The organism is Parabacteroides sp. HGS0025, from assembly GCF_000969845.1.
In the GTDB taxonomy this organism is placed as follows: domain Bacteria; phylum Bacteroidota; class Bacteroidia; order Bacteroidales; family Tannerellaceae; genus Parabacteroides; species Parabacteroides gordonii.
In genome coordinates, this window is the sequence record NZ_KQ033902.1 from 971,891 (window position 1) to 996,661 (window position 24,771).

Consider the following 24,771-nt stretch of genomic DNA (forward strand, 5'->3'; position numbering starts at 1 on the left):
AGGTGGGGCGCAGTTGGTCTGTGCCCCGCTTTGCTTATTCGAATTATTAATTTTTCAAATGTCAACGATATGAAATCGGTTTTATTCTATTCATTAACAGGTACTGCGGCTTTGTTATCTGTGGCTTCCTGCTCTCAGAAGAAAGAGAAGGAAGATGTAAAAAAGCCTTATAATATAGTCTATATCATGACGGACGATCATACTGCGCAAATGATGAGCTGTTATGATACCCGTTTTATCCGGACTCCTAATCTGGATATGATAGCAAACGACGGGGTAAGGTTTACTAACAGTTTTGTTACGAATTCGTTAAGCGGCCCCAGTCGTGCCTGTATGTTTACGGGAAAGTTCAGCCATAAAAATGGTTTTACTGATAATACGAACTGTGTTTTTGACGGTTCACAGCAAACAATGCCTAAGTTGTTGCAAAAAGCCGGTTATCAGACGGCGATTATAGGTAAATGGCATCTGGAGAGTCTGCCGACCGGATTTGATTTCTGGGAGATCGTACCCGGACAAGGCGACTATTACAATCCTGATTTTATCACTTCAGATAATGATACGATCCGTAAAAAAGGGTATGTGACCAATATTATTACGGATATGAGTATCGACTGGATGCAGAATCAACGGGACACAAGTAAACCATTCTGTTTGTTTATCCACCATAAAGCTATTCACCGTAACTGGATGGCTGATACATGTAATCTGGGATTGTATGAAGATAAAACATTCCCGCTTCCTGACAATTATTATGATACATATAAAGGACGTCTGGCGGCTGCAGCCCAGGAAATGAGCGTTATCAAGGATATGGATCTTATTTATGATTTGAAAATGCTGCGTCCGGATAAAGACAGTCGTTTGAAAAGCTTGTATGAAAAGTATTATGGACGTATGGACGCAGGGCAGAAGGCTGCCTGGGATGAATTTTATGAACCGATTATAAAAGACTTTTATGCAAAGAATTTAAAGGGTAAAGAACTGGCAGAGTGGAAGTTCCAACGGTATATGCGTGACTATGCCAAGACTGTTAAATCGTTGGATGACAATGTCGGTCGCGTACTGGATTATCTGAAAGAAAAGAATCTGTTGGAGAATACGTTGGTGGTATATACTTCCGACCAGGGTTTCTATATGGGTGAACATGGTTGGTTTGACAAACGATTCATGTACGAAGAATCAATGCATACACCTTTGATCATGCGTTTGCCCGCAGGTTTTGATAAACGGGGGGATATTCCGCAAATGGTTCAGAATATCGATTATGCTCCGACATTTCTGGAGCTGGCCGGTGCGGAAATTCCTGCCGATATGCAGGGGGAATCTCTGTTGCCTTTGTTGAAAGGGGAAAATCCGGCAGATTGGCGGACTTCCATGTATTATCATTTTTATGAATATCCGGCCGAACACATGGTAAAACGACATTATGGTGTGCGTACCGATCGTTATAAGCTGATCCATTTCTATAACGATATTGATAGCTGGGAGTTGTTCGACCTACAGAATGATCCTCATGAAATGAATAATGTGTATGGTCAAAAGGAATATGAACCGGTGGTAAAAGACATGAAACAGGAATTGCTCCGGTTGCAGGAAAAATATGATGATCCGATACGATTGACGCAGAATTGATAATGAGTGGATATAAACTAAAAGAGACTGCCAATTAATGGCAGTCTCTTTTTTATGGGGTTATGTCAGTCTTTGTTTTCCGTATTACTCTCCAACTTATTCTTCAAATAAGCGATCCTGTTTGTTGATTTATCTTTTTCTTTAATCAGGTTTTCCAGATCGCTAAGAACGGTTGCCAGGTCGAAAGTGGCGGCAATTGCTTTTTTATCACCGTCTGCAATATATATTGTATAAGGTTTACCCCCGGTATATTCCGCTTTGATACGCTCTTTTGCGTTTGTGGAAATAAATTTGGCCGCATCAAGACCCTTTTCTCCTTTATAGGTCACTACTTCGGTCGTTTTTCCTAAATCTTTGAAGCGGTAATTCACTCCACCATCATAAGCGATCGATGCAGTTTCGGCAAACTGGCCATCCGGTGTGCTGACCTTTATTCCTGTATGGTTGATCGGCGCACCCCCATAGAAAACGCTGGCAAGATAAATCTCGCCTTTTTCGTTTACTCCGCTCCGGATGTAACAACGTTGCACATTCCGTTCTATCGTTTGTTGCTTCCAGATGTAATTGCCGATCTCTTCATAAACGCTGTCTTTCTCAAAATTGAATCCTTTTTTCAGTGCTTCCGCCTCTTCTATTTTAATAGGGAGCAAGCTGTCACAAAAAGCAATAGTTCGTTCTGCTTCTTTTAATTCAACTTGGCGCATCAAAGCCAGGCCCTCCTTTAATACCTTGTATTCTTTCGGATAAAGAGCCCGGAGACTGTCTATTTCACTTTTTGCAGCGAAGAATTCGTTCCGTTCGTACATGCTTCTCGCATTGTTCAATCTGGCTTGCGCCTCTTTTTCCGTTTGGTTGCATGCAGCCAGTGTGATGGCGGCAAGTGCGATACATATTGCTGACTTCTTCATGTTGTTTAGCTTATTCGTTCTGTCTGCAAAGATATATTTTTTATCTTTGCAGTCTCAATGAGTGAGATAAATAAAGCGAATGTATATAGATCAGGAAGATATTTTAAATCATATATCGGCAAAGCCGTTCCATTTAATATCAGAGGCAGCAGACGAATTAGGAGTTGAAGCCTATGTGATTGGTGGTTACGTCAGGGATATTTTTTTATACCGTCCTTCAAAAGATATAGATGTAGTTGCTGTAGGCAGCGGTATTGAATTAGCAAAAGCAGTAGCCAGCAAGTTAGGTAAACGGACGCATCTGTCCGTATTCAAGAATTTCGGTACGGCTCAGGTGAAATCGGGTGACCTGGAAATCGAATTTGTCGGTGCCCGGAAAGAATCTTACAGCCATGACAGTCGGAAACCGATCGTGGAAGATGGTACGCTGGAAGACGATCAGAACCGTCGTGATTTTACGATCAATGCGCTGGCTCTTTGTCTGAATAAAGAGCGTTATGGAGAATTGGTCGATCCTTTCGGAGGGCTGGAAGATATGGATAACCTGATTATCCGTACCCCTCTCGATCCGGATATAACTTTCAGCGACGACCCGTTACGAATGATGCGTGCCGTCCGTTTTGCCTCCCAGCTGGGATTTTTTATCCACCCGGATACATTTGATGCTATCGAGCGTAATAAGGAAAGGATCTCTATCATATCCAAGGAACGGATTGTCGATGAACTGAATAAAATAGTTCTTTCGCCTAAACCCTCGGTCGGTTTTGAACTGCTGGACAAATGCGGATTGTTACCTTTGATATTTCCGGAACTCTGTGCTTTGAAAGGTGCAGAAACAAAGGAAGGTATCGGGCATAAAGATAATTTTGCCCATACTTTAATGGTATTGGATCGTTTGAGCAAGACGACAGATAATTTATGGCTTCGCTGGAGTGCTATTTTTCATGACATAGGCAAACCTGCTACTAAGCGTTTTGATCCTCGTTTGGGCTGGACATTCCATAATCATAACTTTATCGGAGAGCGTATGTTGCCGGGTATTTTCCGTCGTATGAAGCTGCCGATGAATGAAAAGATGAAATATGTCCAGAAGATGGTGACCCTGCACATGCGTCCCATCGTCCTGGCCGATGATGAAGTGACCGATTCGGCTATCCGTCGCCTTCTTTTCGATGCCGGAGATGATATAGATGATTTGATGAAACTCTGTGAAGCAGATATAACCAGTAAAAATCCTGAGAAAGTACGGCGTTTCCTGAATAACTTTCGGTTGGTTCGTGAGAAGCTGGCAGAAATAGAGGAAAAAGACCGGGTACGGAATTTCCAGCCGCCGGTTTCGGGAGAAGAAATTATGGAGATATTCGGTCTTCCGCCTTCTCAACCGGTAGGAATTATCAAGGAGGCGATAAAAAATGCTATCCTGGATGGTCTCATTCCCAATGAGTACGAAGCTGCTAAACAGTTTATGCTGGAACGGGCGGCAAAGATGGGACTGAAACCTGTTAATAACTAATTTCTAGTGCTTAATTGTTCTACTAATTTATGATAGATTACAAAATGTAATCAGTAAATGCTCAGAGCCGGCTCATTTATTCAAGAAGCCGGCTCTGATTCTTTTATTTATATCCCGGAAAAATAGAGCTATTTCCCTCTTAATAATTCAGCCCCTTCATTCCCGAACACGATTTTTAATACTTGTTCTTTTTTGTCGTTATCCAACTTAATTTGTAATACCGTTTCCGTCGATATATTATTGTCTCTACTCAGGACGTATTTCTCAGGATATGCAATAATATCTATGACTGATTCCTGTAATGCATTTGCAATTTGCAATAATGTATTATACTTTAACTCCCGTTCTCCCGACATAATAAGACTTAAGCCAGCCTGTTTTATCCCAATCTGACTAGCTAAATATTCTTGCGAATACCCTTTGTTCCTGCGAATTGCATCTATATTCCTTAGTATATCATTCATACAAGCAATTTAACATTTGTGGTTTGAATAAATAAGCGATCTCCGTAATAAAAAAATGCACATTTGTTTGCTAATATAGCGAAATGCAATATCTTTGCCCCTGTGATTTTATTAATTCTCTTAATAGACCGTCTGTTCCTGTTTTGAAACATTTCGGTATTAAGTCTAATTGTTAACCAAATATGTCTGAATATGATATTGATATATAGTGAGTTGCGTTTGCCTGTGGATTTAATTGCCTGGTATATGTATAAACGGGTCGGTTATTTTCGATGAGGTAGTTTGCAAGAAACGTTCCTATTGTCTCTCCGTAATAAAGATTGCACTTTGTTAAGTTATGGGGATGATAAAATCTAAGTTTTTTATAATTCGATAGTATTCATTTTAATATTGATTGCCTATGATTATGAATTTTTAAATCCAATGCTTTAGATCGGATATTTAGTTATATCCATTGTGTTTTTTAACCTTATATTCATTTAACAACAAACAAAAATGAAAGAATCTATTTTAGATGTACATTCAGGAAAATGTCTAGCTAAAAGCAATTTATTCAGAATGTTAACCTTATTGCTTTTTGCACTATTCACAACGACTGCATTTGCACAACAGAAAAATATCAGGGGTACTGTTATCGACGCCTCAGGTGAATCCCTTATCGGTGTAAATGTCTCTGTGAAAGGAACCACGATCGGTATTATTACCGATATGGATGGTAAATACCAATTGGAAGTACCGGCCAATGCTACGCTTCTCTTTTCTTATATCGGATACCAAACACAGGAAATAGCTGTCGGTAATCAATCATCGATCAATGTAACATTAAAAGAAGACACTCAGAAATTGGAAGAGGTGGTAGTAGTAGGTTACGGGGTACAGAAGAAAGTAACTGTTACGGGGTCTGTAGCCAGCGTATCCGGTGAAGAACTGAAAGCATCACCAACAACAAACTTATCGAATGGTATGGTTGGTCGTATGCCGGGTGTTATCGGTTTTCAGACAGCAGACGAACCGGGTGGCGGAGGAACAACAATCCGTATACGTGGTACTAACTCGCTGGGAAGTAATGATCCGCTGGTAGTAATCGATGGTGTGCCCGACCGTGATGGCGGTATGAACCGTTTGAATCCGACAGAAATTGAATCTATCTCTGTTTTGAAGGATGCCGCTGCTGCTATCTATGGTGCCCGTGCTGCTAACGGTGTTGTTCTGATTACGACCAAGCGTGGTAAAGAAGGTAAGCCGGTTGTTTCATTTAATGCAAGTGCCGGTTTCTCGAAGCCAACCCGCCTGCCGGAAATGACAAACTCCTATGAATATGCGACCATGTTGAACGAAGTGCTTCCGGGCTCTTTTTCTGATGAGCAGATCGAAGGCTTCCGCACACATGCTGATCCCTGGAAATATCCGGATACCGACTGGTTCGGTGAAATTGTTAAACCCGCTTCTCCTTTGTATCGGGCTGATATAGGTGTATCCGGTGGTACGGACAAAATTAAGTACTATGTTAATTTCGGTGCCAACGGTGAGGATGGACTCTACAAAAACTCAGCCAACCGCTACGACCAGTATAGTTTGCGTGCGAATCTGGATATCAAGACCAGTCAATATGTAGATTTCCAGGTTGGAACAACGGCCCGTTTGGAAGATACCAAATATCCGGCAAAAGGAGCCGGTGATATCTTCGGTAGCGCACGGCGTACCCGTCCGGATCAACCGGCCTGGTGGCCGACAGGTGAACCGGGGCCGGCTATCGAGCGTGGTGATAATCCGGCAGTAACCAGTACGGATCTTGCAGGTTTCGACCATTACAAAAACCAGTATATCCAGAACAACTTTTCTATCAACGTCAAAGTTCCCTGGATCGAAGGTCTTACTTTGCGTGGTAATGCTTCTTATGATATTCATTTCATGAATCGTAGAAAAATGCAGAAACCGGTTTATCTGTATTCATGGGATGGTGTGAACGAAAGCAGTGAAGGGTTGAGCGCTTCGAAACAGTGGATCGATGCACCGACACTGGAACGCAAACACACCGAACAACTCGGCTGGATGCTCAACGGCTTGATCGACTACAACCGCACATTCGGACAACATACAGTTGGTGTAACATTCGGTATGGAAGGTCAAAAGAAACAATATGAAGAAACATTGGCTTACCGCCAGGGTTTCATTTCCGACAGCAAACCGGAATTGAACCTCGGTGGTGAAGAAGGGCAAATGGCGAATGGCTATTCCTGGAAAGAAACTCGTCTGAATTACTTCGGTCGTGTGTCTTACAACTATCTGGAACGTTATTTATTTGAGTTCGTTTGGCGTGTGGATGGTTCCTATCGCTTCCCGAAAGATGAACGTTACGGTTTCTTCCCCGGCGTTTCCTTGGCATGGCGTGCTTCCGAAGAAGGATGGTGGAAAGATAATATCCGTTTTATCGACTATTTTAAGTTGCGTGGTTCTGTCTCACAAACCGGTAATGACGCCCTTGTGGATTCAGATGGTAACTACGATCATTCCATCCAATATCTGACGACTTATGCATTCAACAATGCCGGTACGACATTTGGCGGTATTGAGAACAAACGTTTGTATCCAAGCCGTACTCCGAATCCGAATATTACATGGGAAGTCGGTACAACTTACAATGTCGGTTTAGATCTTAAATTCTTACAGAATCGCTTAAGTTGGGAAACGGATATTTTCTACCATAAACGTACGAACATGTTGATCTCGCGTAATGCGTCGTTGTCGGAAATTACCGGTATCACCTTGCCTCGTGAAAACCTGGGTGAAATGAAAAACCGTGGTTTTGAGTCTTTGGTCAGCTGGCAGGATAAGATCGGTCAGGTAGAATATGGAGTGGCTCTGAACATGACTTATGCCAGAAACCAGATCACTTTCTGGGATGAAGTACAGAATGTACCGGAGTATCAGTTTTCAACTGGCCGGCCGGTAGGTAGCCGTAACCTACTGTACTATGTCTCGGATGGTATTTTCCGCAATCAGGCGGAAGTAGATGAGGCACGGGCAAAGGGATTGTTATATTCAGACAATACTGTTCCGGGTGATATCCGCTTTAAAGATATGAACGGGGATGGCAAGATTGATGGTCTTGACCGTGTCCGTCCGGAAAAGAATCAGGAGCCGCGATTCGTTGCCGGGTTGACACTGACTGCTAAATGGAAAGGCTGGGATGTTATGTTGTTATTCCAAGGTGCAACGGGTGCTCAGGTGTACATCGAAACCTGGTCGGGCCTGGTCGGCAACTATCTGAAGAGCGATTATGAAAAACGTTGGACACCGGAAAATCCCAATTCGGAAGGACCGCGTGCCTGGGACCGTGAAAACCAGTACTGGATTAACAATGATAATACGTACTTCCTGAGAAATGCAGATTATCTCCGTTTGAAAAATGCAGAACTCGGTTACACTTTCCGTTTTGAAGGACTGAAGAAAGTAGGTTTTTCTAATTTGCGTTTATATGCAAATGGTAGTAACCTGTTTACTATCGATGGTGTAAAGGATGCCGACCCGGAACAGCGTGATGGCAGTATCGGTGGTTATCCATTGAGAAAAATTATCAACTTCGGAGTTCAAGCAACATTTTAAAACGTAATTATTATGAAAACGAAACTAAAATATATTTGCCTCTCGGCAGTCGCCGGGCTGACACTTTCACTCAGCTCCTGTTCTGACTTCATGGATCTGACACCGGAAGACCAATATGATGAAACAGCCGTTTGGGCAGATGCAGATTTGACTAAATCGGTTGTCAATGATGTCTACTCGTATGTATGCGACATCGCACAAGAGGTGAATACTTCTGCATGGTCGGACGATGCTTTCTTTACACATGTGTATGGATGCCGTGATATCAATGAAGCAACAGTTTCCCCAAGTAACCTGGGGGCTTATGATCGTGATGACTGTCCGTTCAAGTGGAGTAAACAGTACAAAGGTATCTACCGTGCCAATCTGGTATTGGAAAATATCGATAATGTACCTGAGAAAACCGGTGTAGACCTGAATGTCCTGAAAGGGGAGATCTATTTCCTTCGGGCATATATCTATACGGAATTGCTTCGTGGCTTCGGCGGTGTGCCTATCGTAGATAAGGTGTATTCTATTGAAGAGGCTTCCGAGTTGAGCCTGCCGCGTGCTGATGTAGCAGATGTTATGGATTTTATCCTGAAAGATATCGAGCAGGCTGTTAGCTTATTGCCCGAAGAACAGTCGGGTGCGAACTTAGGCCGTGCAACGAAAGGGGCTGCCAAAGCTTTAAAGGCCCGTGTATTGTTGCATGTAGCCAGTCCGTTGTTCGCAGATCGTTCTGTTAATACATTGGCATGTAATCAATACACCGGCGACCGTCAGGCTTTGTATCAACAAGCTTTGGATGCCGCTAAAGAGGTGATTAATAACGGCCCTTATTCGTTGGTCGATTGTAATGCAGCTACTATTAAGGATATAGCAAACAACTTCCACAATATCATTATTACAAATAATGAGGAAACAATCTGGGCAAAACAGTATGTAAACAAAGATCAGAATGCCGATAACTGGGTTCGCAACCGTGTCGCTTTGCTGCATGGGCCGAACGGATATCATAACTGGGCAGGAACTGCTCCGACACATGATTTGGTTATGGCATTCGAGGTGGAAGACGGAAAACTTCCTGATGCACTGCTGAAACCCGGTGAAGAAACGACTGTGAATCCGTATGCAAACCGTGAACCGCGCTTCTATGCTACAATAGGTTATGACGGTGCAGAGTGGGGACGTCCCAGAGCTGCCGATGGAGCCGTGTTCGATGCCACCCCGCTGGGTAATCTGCAGTTCGGTTATTACGAATTGAGTAGCGGTGGTTCAAAAGTCGATGCCATACAATCTGTGGATGATGAGAATAATCCGATCAAAACGCAGTCCTTTAACGGTATGGTGGGGGTAGATTCCCGTATGTCGAATATCGAAAACTGGAATGGTACGTATACAGGTTATCTGGAGAAGAAATTAATAGATGGCGCAGTCTCTGCGACCGAACATAATTTCCAGACCAATCCGATGCCGTATATCCGTTTGGCCGAAATGTATCTGATTGCGGCTGAAGCAAGTCTTGAGTTGAACAAGTTGGATGAAGCAGTCACTTATCTGGATGCTCTTCGTAGTCGTATCGGTCGCCCGGACACAAAAGCCACTTTGGCGGTTCGTGGACAGGCATTCAACCAAAACGACTTACGTGAATTCCTGCGGCGGGAGCGTCGTGTAGAGTTGGCTTACGAGGAATCACGTTATTATGATGTACGCCGCTGGATGATCGCTCCGGAAGCGGGTAGCAAGAAGTTGACGGGTATTACTATTGTAGGTCGTCTGAAACCCGGTAAGACGGCGACTTTACCTTATGTACATGATGAAGAGGTATATGATTATACCTGGACTGTCCTCAATCTGAACTATATAGAGAAGCGTAAATGGGATAACAAAATGTATTTTGCTCCAATCAAACTGGAAGAGACATTGCGTAATCCGGCCTTGGAGCAGAACCCCGGGTTTAAGTAGTACTGGTTTTTATAAGGTAAAGAGTAGAGCTTTTCGGAAAAAGGCTTAAGGCTTTTCCGGAAAAGGTAGGCATCGGTTATCCAATGGGTCGGCAGCCATAAAAAATAGCTACCGACCCATTTTAAATAACTCTTGTATCATTCACATTTCACCGTAATCATTCTTGCTGTCAATCAGCAGTATTGTCGGAGATAACGGGTGAAACGTACTTGTTCTATCAGGTAGATTGCATGCGATTATTGAGGGGGTAAGAGGGGCAGATCTGTAGCTGTATATTGATCGATATAATAATAATATTACGAAATTTATTGTACATATTACAGCATTTTGTAACTTTGGGCAATCTCTCAATTCGTAATTTGTAAAATAGTATTATCATGAAAAACAGAAAGCTAAGAATGGGCATGGTAGGCGGTGGCAGCGATGCTTTTATTGGAGCTATCCATCGTCGTGCGGCCTTTATGGACAATCAGATTGAATTAGTTTGTGGATGTTTCAGCGTAGACCCTGAAATATCAAAAAGTTCCGGACTCTCTTATTTCTTGCCGGAAGACCGTATTTACAGTACTTACCAGGAAATGTTCGAGCATGAAATGACTTTGCCGGAAGGAGAACGGATGGATTTTGTAACTATCGTGACTCCCAACCGCTGGCATTTCGAACCGGCTATGATGGCTTTGGAAAGAGGTTTCCATGTCGTAGTGGATAAGCCGATGACCTTCTCTTTGGAGGAAGCGAAGCAATTGCAGAAGAAAGTGGAGGAAACCGGACTCGTTCTGGCTCTTACCCATGTTTATTCAGCCTATCCTGCTGTAAAAGAGGCGAAAGCCCGTATCGCCAGAGGTGATCTGGGTAAACTGCGTCGTGTATATGTGGAATACCTGCAAGGATGGCTGTCCGACCGCATCGAATTACAAGGTGGTAATAATGCCGGATGGCGTACTGACCCGAAACGTTCGGGGAAAGCCGGTTGTATCGGTGATATCGGTACACATGCCTGGCACCTGAGTGAATATATAACAGGTCTTAAGGTGCAGGAAGTCTGTGCAGACCTGAATGCCTTTGTTCCCGGACGTCCGATCGACGATGACGGTGCCGCCTTTATGCGCTATGAAAACGGCGTGGTCGGTACACTTACAGCTTCACAGATCGCTGCCGGAGAAGAAAATAATATCCGTATCCGTATTTATGGAGATAAAGGCGGGTTGGAATGGCAACAGCAGGAACCTAATACCCTGTTTGCCAAATGGACTGATAAACCGACCGAGGTTATCCGGATGGGAAACAACGGATTTATAGGCGATACGGCCAAGATGAATACCCGTACACCGGGCGGTCATCCCGAAGGTTTCATCGAAGCTTTTGCCAACATATACAGAAACTTCGCCCATACCGTAATGAGCATCAAGAAAGGAGAACAGCCATGTGAAGAATGCCTGGACTTCCCGACCGTATACGATGGCGTAAGAGGTATGCAATTCATTGAAACAATGGTGGAAGCCGGCTACAATGAAAATGTGAAATGGCAGAAGTGGGTCGATTGATTACGCACATACATTGAAAACCTAATATCAAATGAAATTAAAAATGCTAGCTTGCTGTTGTTCCTTAATCGGAATGACAGCATTCGCTCAAAAGAATGAGTGGAAGGATCCCAACGTTAATGAGGTAAACCGTGCTCCGATGCATACCAACTATTTTGCGTATGAAACGGAAGATGCAGCGTTGAAAGGATGTAAAGAATCGTCCGGAAATTTTATGACCCTGAACGGAACCTGGAAGTTTAACTGGGTGAAGGATGCGGATGCCCGTCCGACTGACTTCTATCAGGTGAACTTTAACGATAAAGGTTGGGCGAATATGCCTGTCCCCGGTGTTTGGGAACTGAATGGTTTCGGTGATCCTATCTATGTAAATGTAGGATATCCGTGGAGAAACCAGTTTAAGAACAATCCCCCCGAAATCCCTGTAGAAAATAACCATGTCGGTTCATACCGTAAAGAAATTATTGTTCCGGCAGACTGGAAAGGAAAAGAGATCTTTGCCCATTTCGGTTCTGTGACCTCAAATATGTACCTGTGGGTGAACGGACAATATGTAGGATATAGTGAAGACAGCAAACTGGAAGCTGAATTCAACCTGACCAAATACCTGAAACCCGGGAAGAACCTGATCGCATTCCAGGTATTCCGCTGGTGCGACGGTACTTATCTTGAAGACCAGGACTTCCTGCGTTTGTCGGGGGTAGGACGTGATTGTTTCTTGTATGCCCGCAATCCGAAACAGATCCAGGATATCCGTGTGACTCCGGATCTGGATGCACAATATAAGGATGCTACATTAAATATCGCACTGAACCTAAAAGGCAGTGGTGTGGTAGATGTGAAATTACTGGATAAGGATGGTAAGTCGGTCGCTACAACGACTCTGAAAGGATCGGGCAAGGTTTCTGCCGATATGGCTGTTGCCAATCCGTTGAAATGGACGGCTGAAACACCTAATCTGTATACCTTGGTTGCTACATTGAAAGACGGCGGCAAAGACCTGGAAGTGATCCCTGTAAAAGTCGGTTTCCGCAAAATCGAACTGAAAGGCGGTCAGATACTGGTAAACGGCCAGCCTGTACTGTTCAAGGGGGCAGACCGTCATGAAATGGATCCGGACGGCGGTTATGTAGTATCGCGTGAGCGCATGTTGCAGGATATCAAAGTAATGAAAGAATTCAACCTCAATGCGGTTCGTACCTGTCACTATCCGGATGCTAATTTGTGGTATGACCTGTGTGACGAATATGGTATATATGTAGTGGCAGAAGCCAACGTGGAATCTCACGGTATGGGATATGGTGAAGAAACACTGGCTAAGAATCCGTTGTATGCCAAAGCGCATCTGGAACGTAACCAGCGTAATGTACAGCGTGGTTTCAACCATCCGTCCATTATCTTCTGGTCATTGGGTAACGAAGCCGGTTTCGGCCCTAACTTCGAAGCATGTTATACCTGGATCAAGAACGAAGACAAGAGCCGTGCGGTTCAGTATGAACAAGCCCGTACGAATGAGTTCACAGATATCTATTGCCCGATGTATCTGGGGTATGAAAGAAGTGAGGAATATTGCAAAGGCGATATCGACAAACCGCTTATCCAGTGCGAGTATGCACACGCGATGGGTAACTCACAAGGTGGATTTAAGGAATATTGGGATCTTGTACGTAAGTATCCGAAATACCAGGGTGGTTTCATCTGGGACTTTGTGGATCAATCCTTGCGTTGGAAGAAAGATGGAACAGAGATATATGGTTATGGTGGCGATTTCAACCGCTATGATGCAACAGACAACAACTTCCTCGATAACGGTTTGATCAGCCCGGATCGTAAACCGAATCCTCACATGCACGAAGTTGGCCATATCTACCAGTCTATCTGGGTAACTCCTTCTGACCTGGCTAATGGTGTAGTGAATGTTTACAACGAAAACTTCTTCCGCGATTTGAGCGGTTACTATGCAGAATGGGAATTGCTGGCTAACGGAGAAGTGCTTCAAACAGGTGTGATCAAGGATCTGGATGTTGCTCCGCAGCAAACCAAGTCTGTTAAACTGGATTACACTACGGACGGTATTTGTAAATGCAAAGAACTCCTGCTGAATGTGGCGTTCAAGCTGAAGAAAGCGGAAACAATGCTTCCTGCCGAATATACAGTTGCTAAGAATCAACTGGTAGTTCGTCCGTACGAAGCTCCGGAACTGAAGTTGGCCAATGTTGAAAAAGTAAATATCGCAACGGTTATCCCTACTATAAAGGAAAACGATTACAATTATCTGATCGTACTGGGTGAGAACTTCCGTATCGAATTCAACAAACATGACGGCTTCCTTTGCAAATACGATGTGAAAGGACAGGCTATGATGGATGAAGGCGGCAAACTGACACCTAACTTCTGGCGTGCCCCGACCGATAACGATATGGGTGCCGGCCTGCAAAACAAATATGCAGCCTGGAAACAACCCGGCCTGAAACTGACTTCGCTGACCAATAAGATCGAAAACGGCCAGGCTGTCGTAAATGCCGAATATACAATGGATGCTGTTTCCGCTAAATTGTATATCACTTATACGATCAACAACGAAGGTGCCGTGAAAGTATCACAGAAGATGGTTGCCGATAAGTCGGCCAAAGTATCTGACATGTTCCGTTTCGGTATGCAGATGCAGATGCCGGAAGAAATGGCACTGATCAAATACTACGGACGCGGCCCGTGGGAAAACTATTCAGACCGTAATAATGTAACCGACCTCGGTAAGTTCTGCCAGACGGTCGACGAGCAGTTCTACTCTTATATCCGTCCGCAGGAAACCGGAACAAAGACCGATATCCGCTGGTGGAAACAAACCAATAAGGGTGGCAATGGTTTGATGTTCGTAGCTGAGGCTCCGTTCTCCGCTTCTGCATTGAATTATTCGATCGAGTCGCTTGACGACGGTGTGCAGAAAGATCAGAGACACTCTGAACTGGTTCAAAAGGTCAATTATACGAATTTGTGTATCGATAAGGCACAGATGGGATTAGGTTGTGTGAACAGCTGGGGAGCACTTCCTCTGGAAAAATATCGTCTGCCTTACGGCGATTATGAGTTCACTTTTATTATGACACCTATCCAGTCGAACCTGTAAACTGAAAATTATTAAAAAAAGCATAATCGGTTTACGATTAACGTTAAATAGGCCGGTTGTGCTTTCTTTATATTAAGGAAAATACTACTTTTATTGCCGATTTTTAAATCTAATCTTAGACTAAGTGTAAAATTTGAATACCATAAATACAGATGGCTACTAACAAAAATTCTAATCGATATTCATCAGACCAAAAAAAGAAGAGCTTCTTTAAAGGAAAGACTTTCATGCTTCTTTTGGGAGTGATTTTTGGTGCCGGGGTTATGATCCTGGCCTACAATACTTCTGTCTATTTTTCTTCCGATGAGTCATGTATGATGTGTCATGTACACCCGCATGTGGAAAATAGCTGGAAACTGTCCAAACACGTAAATAACGGTAGTGGTGTGAAAGTACATTGTGTAGACTGTCACCTTCCGCCTAAAAACGACACCTGGAACCATTATACGGCAAAAGCAAAGCTGGGTCTTAAAGATGTGTGGTCTTTCATGACAAAGGACAGCGCCGATTTTGACTGGAATGCAAAGTCAGAGTTGGAACATGCCGTAAAGTATATCCCTAACGAATCATGTAAAGAGTGTCACCAGAATTTGTTTCCGGAAGGAATTACAAACGATGGTATCACAGCACACCTTTATTATGATGAGAATGAAAAGAAACTGGACTTGCAGTGTATCAGCTGCCACCTGGATGCAGGACACTATAACCCGAACTACAATCACTCGAAGATGACGGGTGTTCCGGGTATGGCTTCCGGGGCAGGGTCGATCGATACAAGCTTGTATTTTAAAGAACCGGCGACGGTAACAGCTTTTGCTGATTATAAGGAACAGATCCCCGGCACTCCGGTGTCGTTTAAGATGGTGGCTGTTCCGGGCGGAACATTCAAGATGGGTAGTACCTCGAAAGAACCGTTCCATAAACCGGATGAAGAACCCGTACGTGATGTAACTGTCAGCCCGTTCTTTATGGCGGAACTGGAAGTGACCTGGGATCAGTACTGGGCATTCTACGGCAGCACAATGAGTGAAGGACGTACACCTCCCGAAACTGTATATGCGAACAACAGCAATCCGGATGTAGATGCGATCTCCGGCCCGACTCCTCCGTTCGGATTCCCCGACCAGGGATGGGGTGGCGGCGACCGTCCGGCTATCACGATGACACATTATGCGGCTGAAACGTTCTGCCAGTGGCTGTCGAAAAAGACCGGTAAGAAATACCGTCTGCCGACTGAAGCCGAATGGGAATATGCAGCTCGTGGTGGTACGGAAACTCCTTACTTCTTTTCCGGCAGTCCGAAAGATTTCTCGGATCAGGGCTTCTGGCGTAAGTTCTTCGATGCAAAGACCGACAGTATCAGTTCGTTCGTCATTTACAGCAAGAACAGTAAGAATAAGACACAGGAACCGGATCTGGTGAAAGCCAATCCGTTTGGATTAAAGAATATGTTGGGTAATGTCATGGAATATTGTGCAGATAAATACGATCCCGAAGCTTACAGCAAGGGTGGTAATGCTGTTACAAATCCATTGGTGACTGAAGGAACGGAATGGGTAGTACGCGGAGGTAACTATACTTCGGATGCGGCAGACCTTCGTTCGGCAGCCCGCGACTATACCAAACATGATGCGTGGTTGAAGACAGACCCGCAGCAACCTAAAAGTATCTGGTGGTACTCAGACATACGCGGCATCGGTTTCCGTGTAGTATGCGAGCCGGATACATCAGTAAAGTAGACTAGTGTAAAAATTATATCAATTCTTTAAATTTGCTATATCATGAAAAAGGAAAACAGTATCAGTAGAAGATCATTTTTAAAAAGTTCGGCTATGGCTGGTGCACTGGGTGCAATCGGTACAGGTAGTGCGGCTAGTGTTTTAACTTCTTGTGACGGTGGAAGCAAGGCGAATGCTTTGAAACCGCTGAAAGAACCCGGAACGTACTACGTTCCCGAATTGCCGGATCTGGCAACCGACGGACAGGAACTGAAAGCCGGTGTTATCGGTTGTGGCGGACGTGGTTCCGGTGCAGCTTTCAACTTCCTGAATGCCGCCAACGGTGTTACAATCGTTGCATTGGGTGATACTTTCCAGGAAAGAGTGGATGAACTGGCTGATAAGCTGAAAAAAGATAAAAACATAGATATTCCCGCCGATAAGCGTTTTGTCGGTTTGGATGCTTATAAACAAGTAATAGATAGTGGGGTAGATGTTGTGATCATTGCAACTCCTCCCGTGTTCCGTCCGGTACATTTCCAATATGCTACGGAAAAAGGAAAACATTCATTCCTTGAAAAACCGATCTGTGTAGACCCGGTAGGTTATCGTACGATCATGGCTACTGCTAAACAGGCAGATGCCAAGAACCTGCGTGTAATCACAGGTACACAACGTCATCACCAGCGTCCTTATGTGGAATCTTATAAGAAGGTAATGGAAGGTATGATCGGTGAAATTACCGGTGGTACGGTTTATTGGAACCAGAATATGTTGTGGTTCCGCGAACGTCAGAAAGACTGGAATGATTGTGAATATATGATCAAAGACTGGGTAAACTGGAAATGGTTGTCAGGTGATCATATCGTTGAACAGCATGTACACAACATCGATGTATTCACCTGGTTCAGCGGTTTGAAACCGGTTAAGGCTGTCGGTTTCGGTTCCCGTCATCGTCGTGTTACAGGTGACCAGTATGATAATTTCAGTATCGACTTCACGATGGAGAACGGTATCCACATGCACAGCATGTGCCGCCAGATCGACGGTTGCGTGAATAACGTAAGCGAATTTATTCAGGGGACAAAAGGTTCATGGGATAGCTCTACTATGGAGATCAAAGACCTTGCCGGTAACGTGATATGGAAATACGACTACGAAGCAGAGAAAGCGAATTTCAAACAGACTGACCCGTATACACTGGAACATGTGAACTGGATCAACAGTATCCGTGGTAACAAACCGCTTCAGCAGGCATCCGAAACAGCCGTTTCCAATATGGCTGCTATCATGGGACGCGAATCGGCATATACCGGTGCTGAAACAACCTGGGATGCAATGACTGCTTCTCCGCTGGATTATACTCCGAAAGACCTGAATCTGGGTAAGATGGATATGAGTACGTTTACCGTTCCGGTTCCTGGCAAACCTCTTGAACAAAAGAAATAAGATATGACTCTGAATAGAAGAAACTTTTTAAGAACAACATTGTCCGGTGCCGCAGTAGCCGCTGTAAGCACCGGTGCATTGGCCTCCTGTGCCGGCAAGGCTTCTTCTCCGGAAACATGTCCGGAAACTAAATCCTGCTGTAACAGCAAGGCGAAACTGAACCTTTCTTTCCAGGAAGGGACTCCTCCGGGTGAAAACCTCAATGAGAAGTTCGACTATATGGAAAAGATGGGTATCGTCGGTTTCGAACCGGGCGGACGCGGACTGAAAGACCGTGTGGGGGAGATCAAACAAGCCCTGAATGGACGCAATATCAAAGTCAGTGCTATCTGTGCAGGCTTCGAAGGTTTTATCCTCTCTACGGATCCGGCTATCCGTAAGCAATGTATGGATACGATGAAAGAGATCATCACGGCAGCCGGTGAGCTGGGTTCTACGGGTGTTATCATTGTTCCTGCTTTCAACGGACAGGTACCGGCGCTTCCTCATAACCAGGAAACGCGCGACTTCCTTTGCGAACAGTTCAACGAAATGGGTAACCATGCGGCTCAGAACGGAACGACCGTTATTTTTGAACCATTGAACCGGAAAGAATGTTTCTATATGCGTCAGGTAGCCGATGCTGCATCCGTATGCCGGGATATCAACAATCCGGGTGTTCGTTGCATGGGCGACTTCTGGCATATGACCTGGGAAGAAACTTCTGATATGGGAGCGTTCCTCTCGGCGGGCGACTATCTGCAACACGTACACGTGGCAAGCCGCAAACGACGCAGCATGCCGGGTGAAGACGGTGATGCGGATAACTATGTAGACGGCTTCAAAGGCCTGAAGATGTTGGGTTATGATAAATACGTAAGTTTCGAATGCGGATGCCAGGGTGATCGTAACACGGTGCTTCCGGCCGCAGTGGAACTATTACGCAAACAATGGGAAGAAGCATAAACTATGCCTTTAGTATATCCTAATATGCAAATGAGTGAGGTGGTGGAAGAACATCCCTCACTCATTCCTGTGATCAACCGGTTTGGTATCCGTCTGGGATTGGGTGACAAGTCGGTGAAGACTATCTGTGATGAATATCAGTTGGATACCGATTTCCTGCTGACGGTGATCAATACGTTCCTCAACGAAGAGTACTTCCCGGAGCGGAAGTTGCAGACATTCCATACATCACAGATCATCGATTACCTGACCAAGACCAACCAGTATTATTTACGTTATCAATTGCCGAACATAGAGCGGCATCTTACCTCTTTTATCTCTATGAGTACGCCGGGAAACAATACATTGAACCTGATCGGTAAATTTTTCTCCTCTTTCAAGGAAGAGTTGACCAGCCGTATTCAGAAAGACGATGAGTTGTGGTTTCCCTATTGCCTGTCTTTAAGTGAAAAGATCAACGGTTGCCAAGCTTCGGGCGAAACCGGAGTGCTTCAGCTCGGTGGTGAGCAGCGGCTGGAAGATCCTATCGAAGCGCTGCTGTCAGACCTGAAAGGGATCATGGTTAAGCATCTGTCGGGCGATTACAATGAGAATTTATGCTATGCTGTGATCTTCGGTATCAGCAGTCTTGAGAAAGATATCAAGCAGCACAACCGCATCCGTTACCGTATTCTTACTCCGATGGTTTCCGCGATGGAGAAATTATGTAAATAATCCTTGTTGATGCACAGAACCAGGCAAATAGCGATCATTCTATCCGATACTTTGCAAAGCATTGGCCTTCAGAGCTTGCTTACCGACTATTTCCCGCCGGTAGAAGTATGCTGGTTCCCTACCTTCGAAGCGTTTAATGCTTCGGGTTGCAACGACACGTTCGATTACTATTTTACTTCACCGGAAACCCTGGTATTGAATGCCGATTTTTTCCTTCCCCGCCGTAGCAAAACAACCGTACTGATCGATGGGGGAGAAGGGGCAGGTGGAGTTTCCACTACGAACCATATCACCATAAAAGCTCCGCAGGAGATCATCATCGAGCAGTTGCAGCAGTTAATGACCAACGATAACTCCGCTAATCTTTCCGGCGAAACCAACAAAGACCTTTCCACCCGTGAGACGGATGTCCTCCAACTGATAGTAAAAGGCATCACCAACAAGGAAATAGCCGACAAGCTGAGTATCAGCCTGAACACAGTCCTTACCCACCGTAAAAACATTACCGCCAAGCTCGGCATCAAAACCGTTTCCGGCCTTACCTTTTATGCCATCATGAACGGAATTATTTCGGGGGATGATATAGAGTTATAGTGATCTCTGTTTAGGACTATAGTGATACTTCGGTTAATACTATAGTGCTGATATATATAGGTCTATAGTGTTATAACAGGTCACACTACTGTGTAAAATCACTACATCTAGTGATTGCGGGCCTTGTTTCTTTCCTGTTTCTTTGCAATCGTAAAATACTAATAGTTCGAAATACAATGAAACAACGCTACCTGTATGTCCTGGTCGCAGGCTCTTTTCTTTGTTTACAAACGATGAAAGCCGATGAGGTGAATGTAAACAAAAATGATACTATTAAGACATATAATATCGATGAGGTTATCATCACTTCGTCGACGAAGGAGACGAACGACCTGCGTTTGTTGCCGGGATCTGTATCTATCCTTTCCCCGCAAGCTGTTTCAGGACGTCAGATCGATGCGTTGAAAGATATCAGTGCGTATGTTCCCAATCTTTATATGCCGGATTACGGTTCCAAAATGACTTCGGCTATCTATATCCGCGGTATCGGTGCACGAAGCAGCGGGCAGTCGATCGGACTTTATGTGGATAATGTGCCGTATCTGGATAAGAGTGCATTCGATTTTGAATTGAACGATATCCAGCGTATCGAAGTGCTGCGTGGCCCCCAGGGTACGTTGTACGGACGTAATGCGATGGGAGGTATCGTGAATATTTATACCTTGTCGCCATTCAACTATCAGGGGACGAAGCTGACTCTTTCGGGTGGTAATTATGGCGCTTTTAAGGCTAAGGCATCCCATTACAGGAAACTGAGCGAAAAGGTCGGTATTTCATTAAGCGGTTATTATGACCGTAATGACGGGTTCTTTGTCAATGAATATGATAATACCCGTGCGGATAAGGAACAGTCGGCCGGCGGACGCTTCAAACTGGACTGGCTGATCAATCCGAACCTGAAAGCGCAATATACTTTCAACTACGATCATGTAGATCAGGGCGCCTTTCCCTATGGATTGTATAATAAGGAAACAGGTGTTGTTGAGCCGATCCGCATAAACGATCCTAGTTCTTATCTGCGTAATATGTTGAATAATAGTCTTTATCTGGAATGGAAAACGGATAAGATCCTGTTGTCTTCCACTACTGCCTACCAGTATTTGAAAGATGATATGAAGATGGATCAGGATTATACGGAGAAATCTATCTTTACATTGAATCAGAAACAGAAGCAATATGCCTGGAGCGAAGAAGTTGCGATTAAATCAAACGATAAGAAGAATTATCAATGGAGCTTCGGGGCGTATGGTTTTTATAATAGTTTGAAAACGGATGGGCCGGTGATGTTTAAGGAAGATGGTATAAAAGAAATCCTTCAAGCTCAATTTGATAAAATACCTATGCCTAAGATTACCGTTAAAGGTGAGAATAATCAAATTTATTTCCCTGGATACTTTGAAACACCGACTTATGGGTTAGCATTATTTCATCAATCAACTTATAATGATTTATTTATTCCAGGTCTATCTGTTACGGCGGGTATCCGCTTAGATTACGAACATGCGAAATTGAATTATGACTCATCGGTAAAGGGGATGACGATGAATATATTTATGCCGAGTATGGCTCCGGGCATGCCGGCAATTAATCAGGATTTCCCGGTGACAGCCCATTTACAGGGAGAGGAGTCTCAGGATTTCTTGCAGGTTTTGCCTAAAGTGTCTTTGCGTTATCAATGTTCACCGGGGACATTTACTTATGTTTCTGTAGCAAAGGGATATAAAACAGGGGGGTATAATGTACAGATGTTTGGAGATCTGGTACAGGCACAGGCTCAGTATGATCTTAAAGAAGAAATAAAAAATATGATGCCGCCGGCAATGAGTGGTATGTTTGAAAATCCGGAGTTACCTCCTGTATCTGATGTTGCGTCGTTTAAGCCTGAGCATAGTTGGAACTATGAAATGGGGGTTCGTAGTGAACTTATCAAGAATCGTCTGAATATGGAGCTGACGCTCTTTTATATGGATATTCAGGATATCCAGTTGACAACTTTCGCTCAGAATGGTAGTGGCCGTATGATTACCAATGGAGGTAAAGCGGATAGTTATGGTGTTGAAGTTGGTTTGCGAGGTCTTCTTGCTGAAGGTTTAACAGCTGATCTTAATTATGGTTTTACCCGTGCTACTTTCCGCGATTATATGACGCAGGTAAAAGAAGATGGAGAGTTAGTGGATAAGGATTATAAAAATAACTTTATTCCGTATACACCCCGTCATACGGTAAGTTTGGGACTTCAATATACTAAACTGCTTCATAATTGCTGGTTCGATCAATTTACAATTTCAGCTCAATATACCGGAGCCGGAAAGATCTTCTGGACAGAAGAAAATAATCTTAGCCAGGATTTCTACGGCGTGCTGAACGGCAAAGCCGGTGTCCGTAAAGGAGCTGTCAATCTGAATGTATGGAGCCGTAATATAACGAATACGGATTATCAGGCATTCTATTTCGAATCGTTCGATAACTCATTTATACAAAAAGGTAAACCGTTCCAGATCGGGGCAGAAGTTACGGTAGCGTTTTAAGTTATGAAGATATTATTCCTATCTTGTTGTTTATCCTTATCTGTTTTAGCTGTCAGGGCGGAAGATCAGGATACTGTGAAAGTCCGCCAGGTCGATCTGCACGAAGTTGTTGTTCAATCATTCAAGCAAAACAGGGATTTGCGGTTGGAGCCGTTGTCGGCATCATCCGTAACAGGGACGGCCATACAAAATAAGAACATTACCGATATCAAGGAATTCAGTTCCTTTATCCCTAACCTTTTCATGCCCGACTATGGCTCGAAGCTGACTTCTCCCGTTTATATCCGTGGGATCGGCTCGAAGATCAATGCCCCTTCGGTGGGGCTTTACGTAGACGGCATCCCTTACTTTGAAAAGTCGGCTTTCGATTTCAACTTCACCGAGATAGACCGGATGGAAGTGCTGCGCGGCCCGCAAGGGACACTTTACGGACGCAACACGATGGGAGGTATCATTAACGTATATACCAAATCGCCGTTGAAGTATCAGGGGATGAACGCTTTCATCTCTAACGGTACCTATGGTAACCGCGATTATGCCCTTTCCCGTTACGCCAAGATCGGCGATACCTTCGGGTATGCCCTCTCCGCCAATTATAACCGGAGCGACGGATACTTCACCAACCTGTTTACCGATAAGAAAGCAGACGATCAGAAAAGCGGTTCAGGTCGCATCCGCCTGGAATGGAAGCCGACGGATCGGTTGTCGTTGGGGCTGATGAGTTCGTATGATTATTCCAAACAGGGCGGCTACCCGTATGCCGTTTGCGACTCGCTGACACATAAGCCGGGCGATGTCAATTACAACGATTATAGTTTCTACAAACGAGCCATGTCCACCACCGGCCTGACGGTCGAATATAAAGGGGAGGGTTACAGCCTGAGCAGTAAAACCGCATTCCAATATCTTTCGGATCATCAGGGGATCGACCAGGACTTTTCTGCGGCAAGCATTTATTTTGCCCGGCAGGATCAGAAGCAGAAGATGGTATCGGAAGAGTTCAATATCAAATCTACTACTGCCAACCGTTATAAATGGTTGTTCGGTGCTTTCGGTTTCTGGCAGGGGATCGATAATACGGTGACGCTCGATTACCTCTCCGCCAAATACAGTACCCGGAAATTATACGATACTCCTACTTACGGTTTTGCCCTTTATCACCAGTCTACTCTGGATAGCTTGCTGACAGACGGCTTGTCCCTCACTTTCGGACTGCGATACGATTATGAGCGGGCTTCAACCGATTATCTGGCCTATAAAGATGCCGGCGGCAGTAGTAATCAGACGGATGCTTTTTACAGTAAACTGAACTTTAGCCAGCTGACCCCGAAGATTGCCCTGCAATATATGTTCCCCTCTACCGGCCTGCTCTATGCAACGGTGACGAAAGGCTACAAGACCGGTGGTTTCAATACTTCCTTCGAGCGTGAAGAAGACCGTTCGTTCCGCCCCGAAAGCAGCTGGAATTATGAGTTGGGTGGGAAGCACCCCTTTCTCGACAACCGCTTGCGTGCCGAGATCGCCCTTTTCTGGATCGACTGGAAGAACCAGCAGATCAGCCAGACACTCCCTTCCGGTCGCGGATCGATGTTGACAAATGCCGGGCGCAGCGTGAGCAAAGGCGTGGAAGTCACTTTGCAGGGAAACCCGGTGAATGGCCTGATGGTGCAGGTGAATTATGGCTTTACACATGCCACATTTAAAGAATATGTCGATGAAAAGAAAAACATCGATTACTCCGGCAATTACCTGCCGATGGTTCCTTCGCATACGTTCGCTGTCGGAGCCGACTACACGCTGTCGAATCCCTGTACCCACATCGACCGTTTTCTGGTCAGTCTGAATTATACCGGAACCGGGCGTATTCATTGGAAGGAAGACAATAAAGTTTCCCAACCTTACTACGGACAATTAAGCGGAAAAGTTTCTGCAACCAAAGGATTTGCTACCTTTGCAATCTGGGCTAAAAACATCACGAATACCCACTATAACGCTTTCTATTTCGAGTCGGGAGGAAAAGGGCTGGCGCAATTGGGCCGGCCGTTTACGATCGGGGGAAGTGTGGCGATAGCACTTTAA

At 44.6% G+C, this 24,771-nt stretch carries 15 protein-coding genes; 13 read left to right on the top strand and 2 right to left on the bottom strand.

The annotated features are described in order from the left end of the window. Positions 1-69 precede the first annotated feature (69 nt). Entirely contained in the window at positions 70-1,635 is a 1,566-nt protein-coding gene (locus HMPREF1212_RS03405; RefSeq protein WP_046148443.1) for a sulfatase family protein, read from the top strand. A gap of 65 nt (positions 1,636-1,700) precedes the next feature. Here the strand turns inward: HMPREF1212_RS03405 and HMPREF1212_RS03410 are convergent, their stop codons facing one another. Then, positions 1,701-2,543, bottom strand: a complete 843-nt coding sequence (locus HMPREF1212_RS03410) for a hypothetical protein (protein WP_028726097.1) — start codon at positions 2,541-2,543, stop codon at positions 1,701-1,703. Positions 2,544-2,622: 79 nt separating this feature from the next. On the opposite strand from HMPREF1212_RS03410, the gene HMPREF1212_RS03415 reads away from it, so the two are divergent. Continuing rightward, on the top strand, positions 2,623-4,056 hold the full coding sequence (locus HMPREF1212_RS03415) for a CCA tRNA nucleotidyltransferase (RefSeq protein ID WP_028726098.1): 1,434 nt from the start codon (positions 2,623-2,625) through the stop codon (positions 4,054-4,056). Between the two features lie 128 nt (positions 4,057-4,184). Here the strand turns inward: HMPREF1212_RS03415 and HMPREF1212_RS03420 are convergent, their stop codons facing one another. Further along, positions 4,185-4,520 carry a helix-turn-helix domain-containing protein gene (locus tag HMPREF1212_RS03420; RefSeq protein ID WP_046148444.1) on the bottom strand — a complete coding sequence of 112 codons (336 nt, stop codon included), beginning with the start codon at positions 4,518-4,520 and terminating at the stop codon, positions 4,185-4,187. A 558-nt stretch (positions 4,521-5,078) separates the two neighbouring features. On the opposite strand from HMPREF1212_RS03420, the gene HMPREF1212_RS03425 reads away from it, so the two are divergent. The 11 genes from HMPREF1212_RS03425 to HMPREF1212_RS03475 all read left to right on the top strand — a co-directional run bounded on the left by HMPREF1212_RS03425 (position 5,079) and on the right by HMPREF1212_RS03475 (position 24,771). Then, positions 5,079-8,126 carry a SusC/RagA family TonB-linked outer membrane protein gene (locus HMPREF1212_RS03425; RefSeq protein ID WP_028726099.1) on the top strand — a complete coding sequence of 1,016 codons (3,048 nt, stop codon included), beginning with the start codon at positions 5,079-5,081 and terminating at the stop codon, positions 8,124-8,126. A gap of 12 nt (positions 8,127-8,138) precedes the next feature. Beyond that, complete coding sequence (locus HMPREF1212_RS03430; RefSeq protein WP_046148445.1) at positions 8,139-10,073, top strand: RagB/SusD family nutrient uptake outer membrane protein; 1,935 nt, start codon at positions 8,139-8,141, stop codon at positions 10,071-10,073. A 377-nt stretch (positions 10,074-10,450) separates the two neighbouring features. Beyond that, a complete protein-coding gene (locus tag HMPREF1212_RS03435; RefSeq protein ID WP_028726101.1) occupies positions 10,451-11,617 on the top strand; it encodes a Gfo/Idh/MocA family protein in 1,167 nt (388 codons plus the stop codon). A gap of 31 nt (positions 11,618-11,648) precedes the next feature. Further along, positions 11,649-14,744 carry a beta-galactosidase, LacZ type gene (locus HMPREF1212_RS03440; protein WP_046148446.1) on the top strand — a complete coding sequence of 1,032 codons (3,096 nt, stop codon included), beginning with the start codon at positions 11,649-11,651 and terminating at the stop codon, positions 14,742-14,744. 152 nt (positions 14,745-14,896) lie between these two features. After that, complete coding sequence (locus HMPREF1212_RS03445; protein WP_046148447.1) at positions 14,897-16,483, top strand: SUMF1/EgtB/PvdO family nonheme iron enzyme; 1,587 nt, start codon at positions 14,897-14,899, stop codon at positions 16,481-16,483. 42 nt (positions 16,484-16,525) lie between these two features. Continuing rightward, entirely contained in the window at positions 16,526-17,911 is a 1,386-nt protein-coding gene (locus HMPREF1212_RS03450; RefSeq protein WP_028726104.1) for a Gfo/Idh/MocA family oxidoreductase, read from the top strand. A gap of 3 nt (positions 17,912-17,914) precedes the next feature. After that, positions 17,915-18,856: a sugar phosphate isomerase/epimerase family protein gene (locus tag HMPREF1212_RS03455; RefSeq protein ID WP_046148448.1), complete on the top strand. Its 942-nt coding sequence runs from the start codon at positions 17,915-17,917 to the stop codon at positions 18,854-18,856. Between the two features lie 24 nt (positions 18,857-18,880). Then, on the top strand, positions 18,881-19,570 hold the full coding sequence (locus HMPREF1212_RS03460; RefSeq protein WP_028726106.1) for a hypothetical protein: 690 nt from the start codon (positions 18,881-18,883) through the stop codon (positions 19,568-19,570). Positions 19,571-19,579: 9 nt separating this feature from the next. Next, positions 19,580-20,164 (top strand): response regulator transcription factor, encoded by a 585-nt coding sequence (locus HMPREF1212_RS03465; protein WP_028726107.1) that lies wholly within the window; start codon positions 19,580-19,582, stop codon positions 20,162-20,164. A 176-nt stretch (positions 20,165-20,340) separates the two neighbouring features. Next, positions 20,341-22,692 carry a TonB-dependent receptor gene (locus tag HMPREF1212_RS03470; protein ID WP_046148449.1) on the top strand — a complete coding sequence of 784 codons (2,352 nt, stop codon included), beginning with the start codon at positions 20,341-20,343 and terminating at the stop codon, positions 22,690-22,692. Positions 22,693-22,695: 3 nt separating this feature from the next. Then, positions 22,696-24,771 (top strand): TonB-dependent receptor, encoded by a 2,076-nt coding sequence (locus HMPREF1212_RS03475; RefSeq protein ID WP_046148450.1) that lies wholly within the window; start codon positions 22,696-22,698, stop codon positions 24,769-24,771.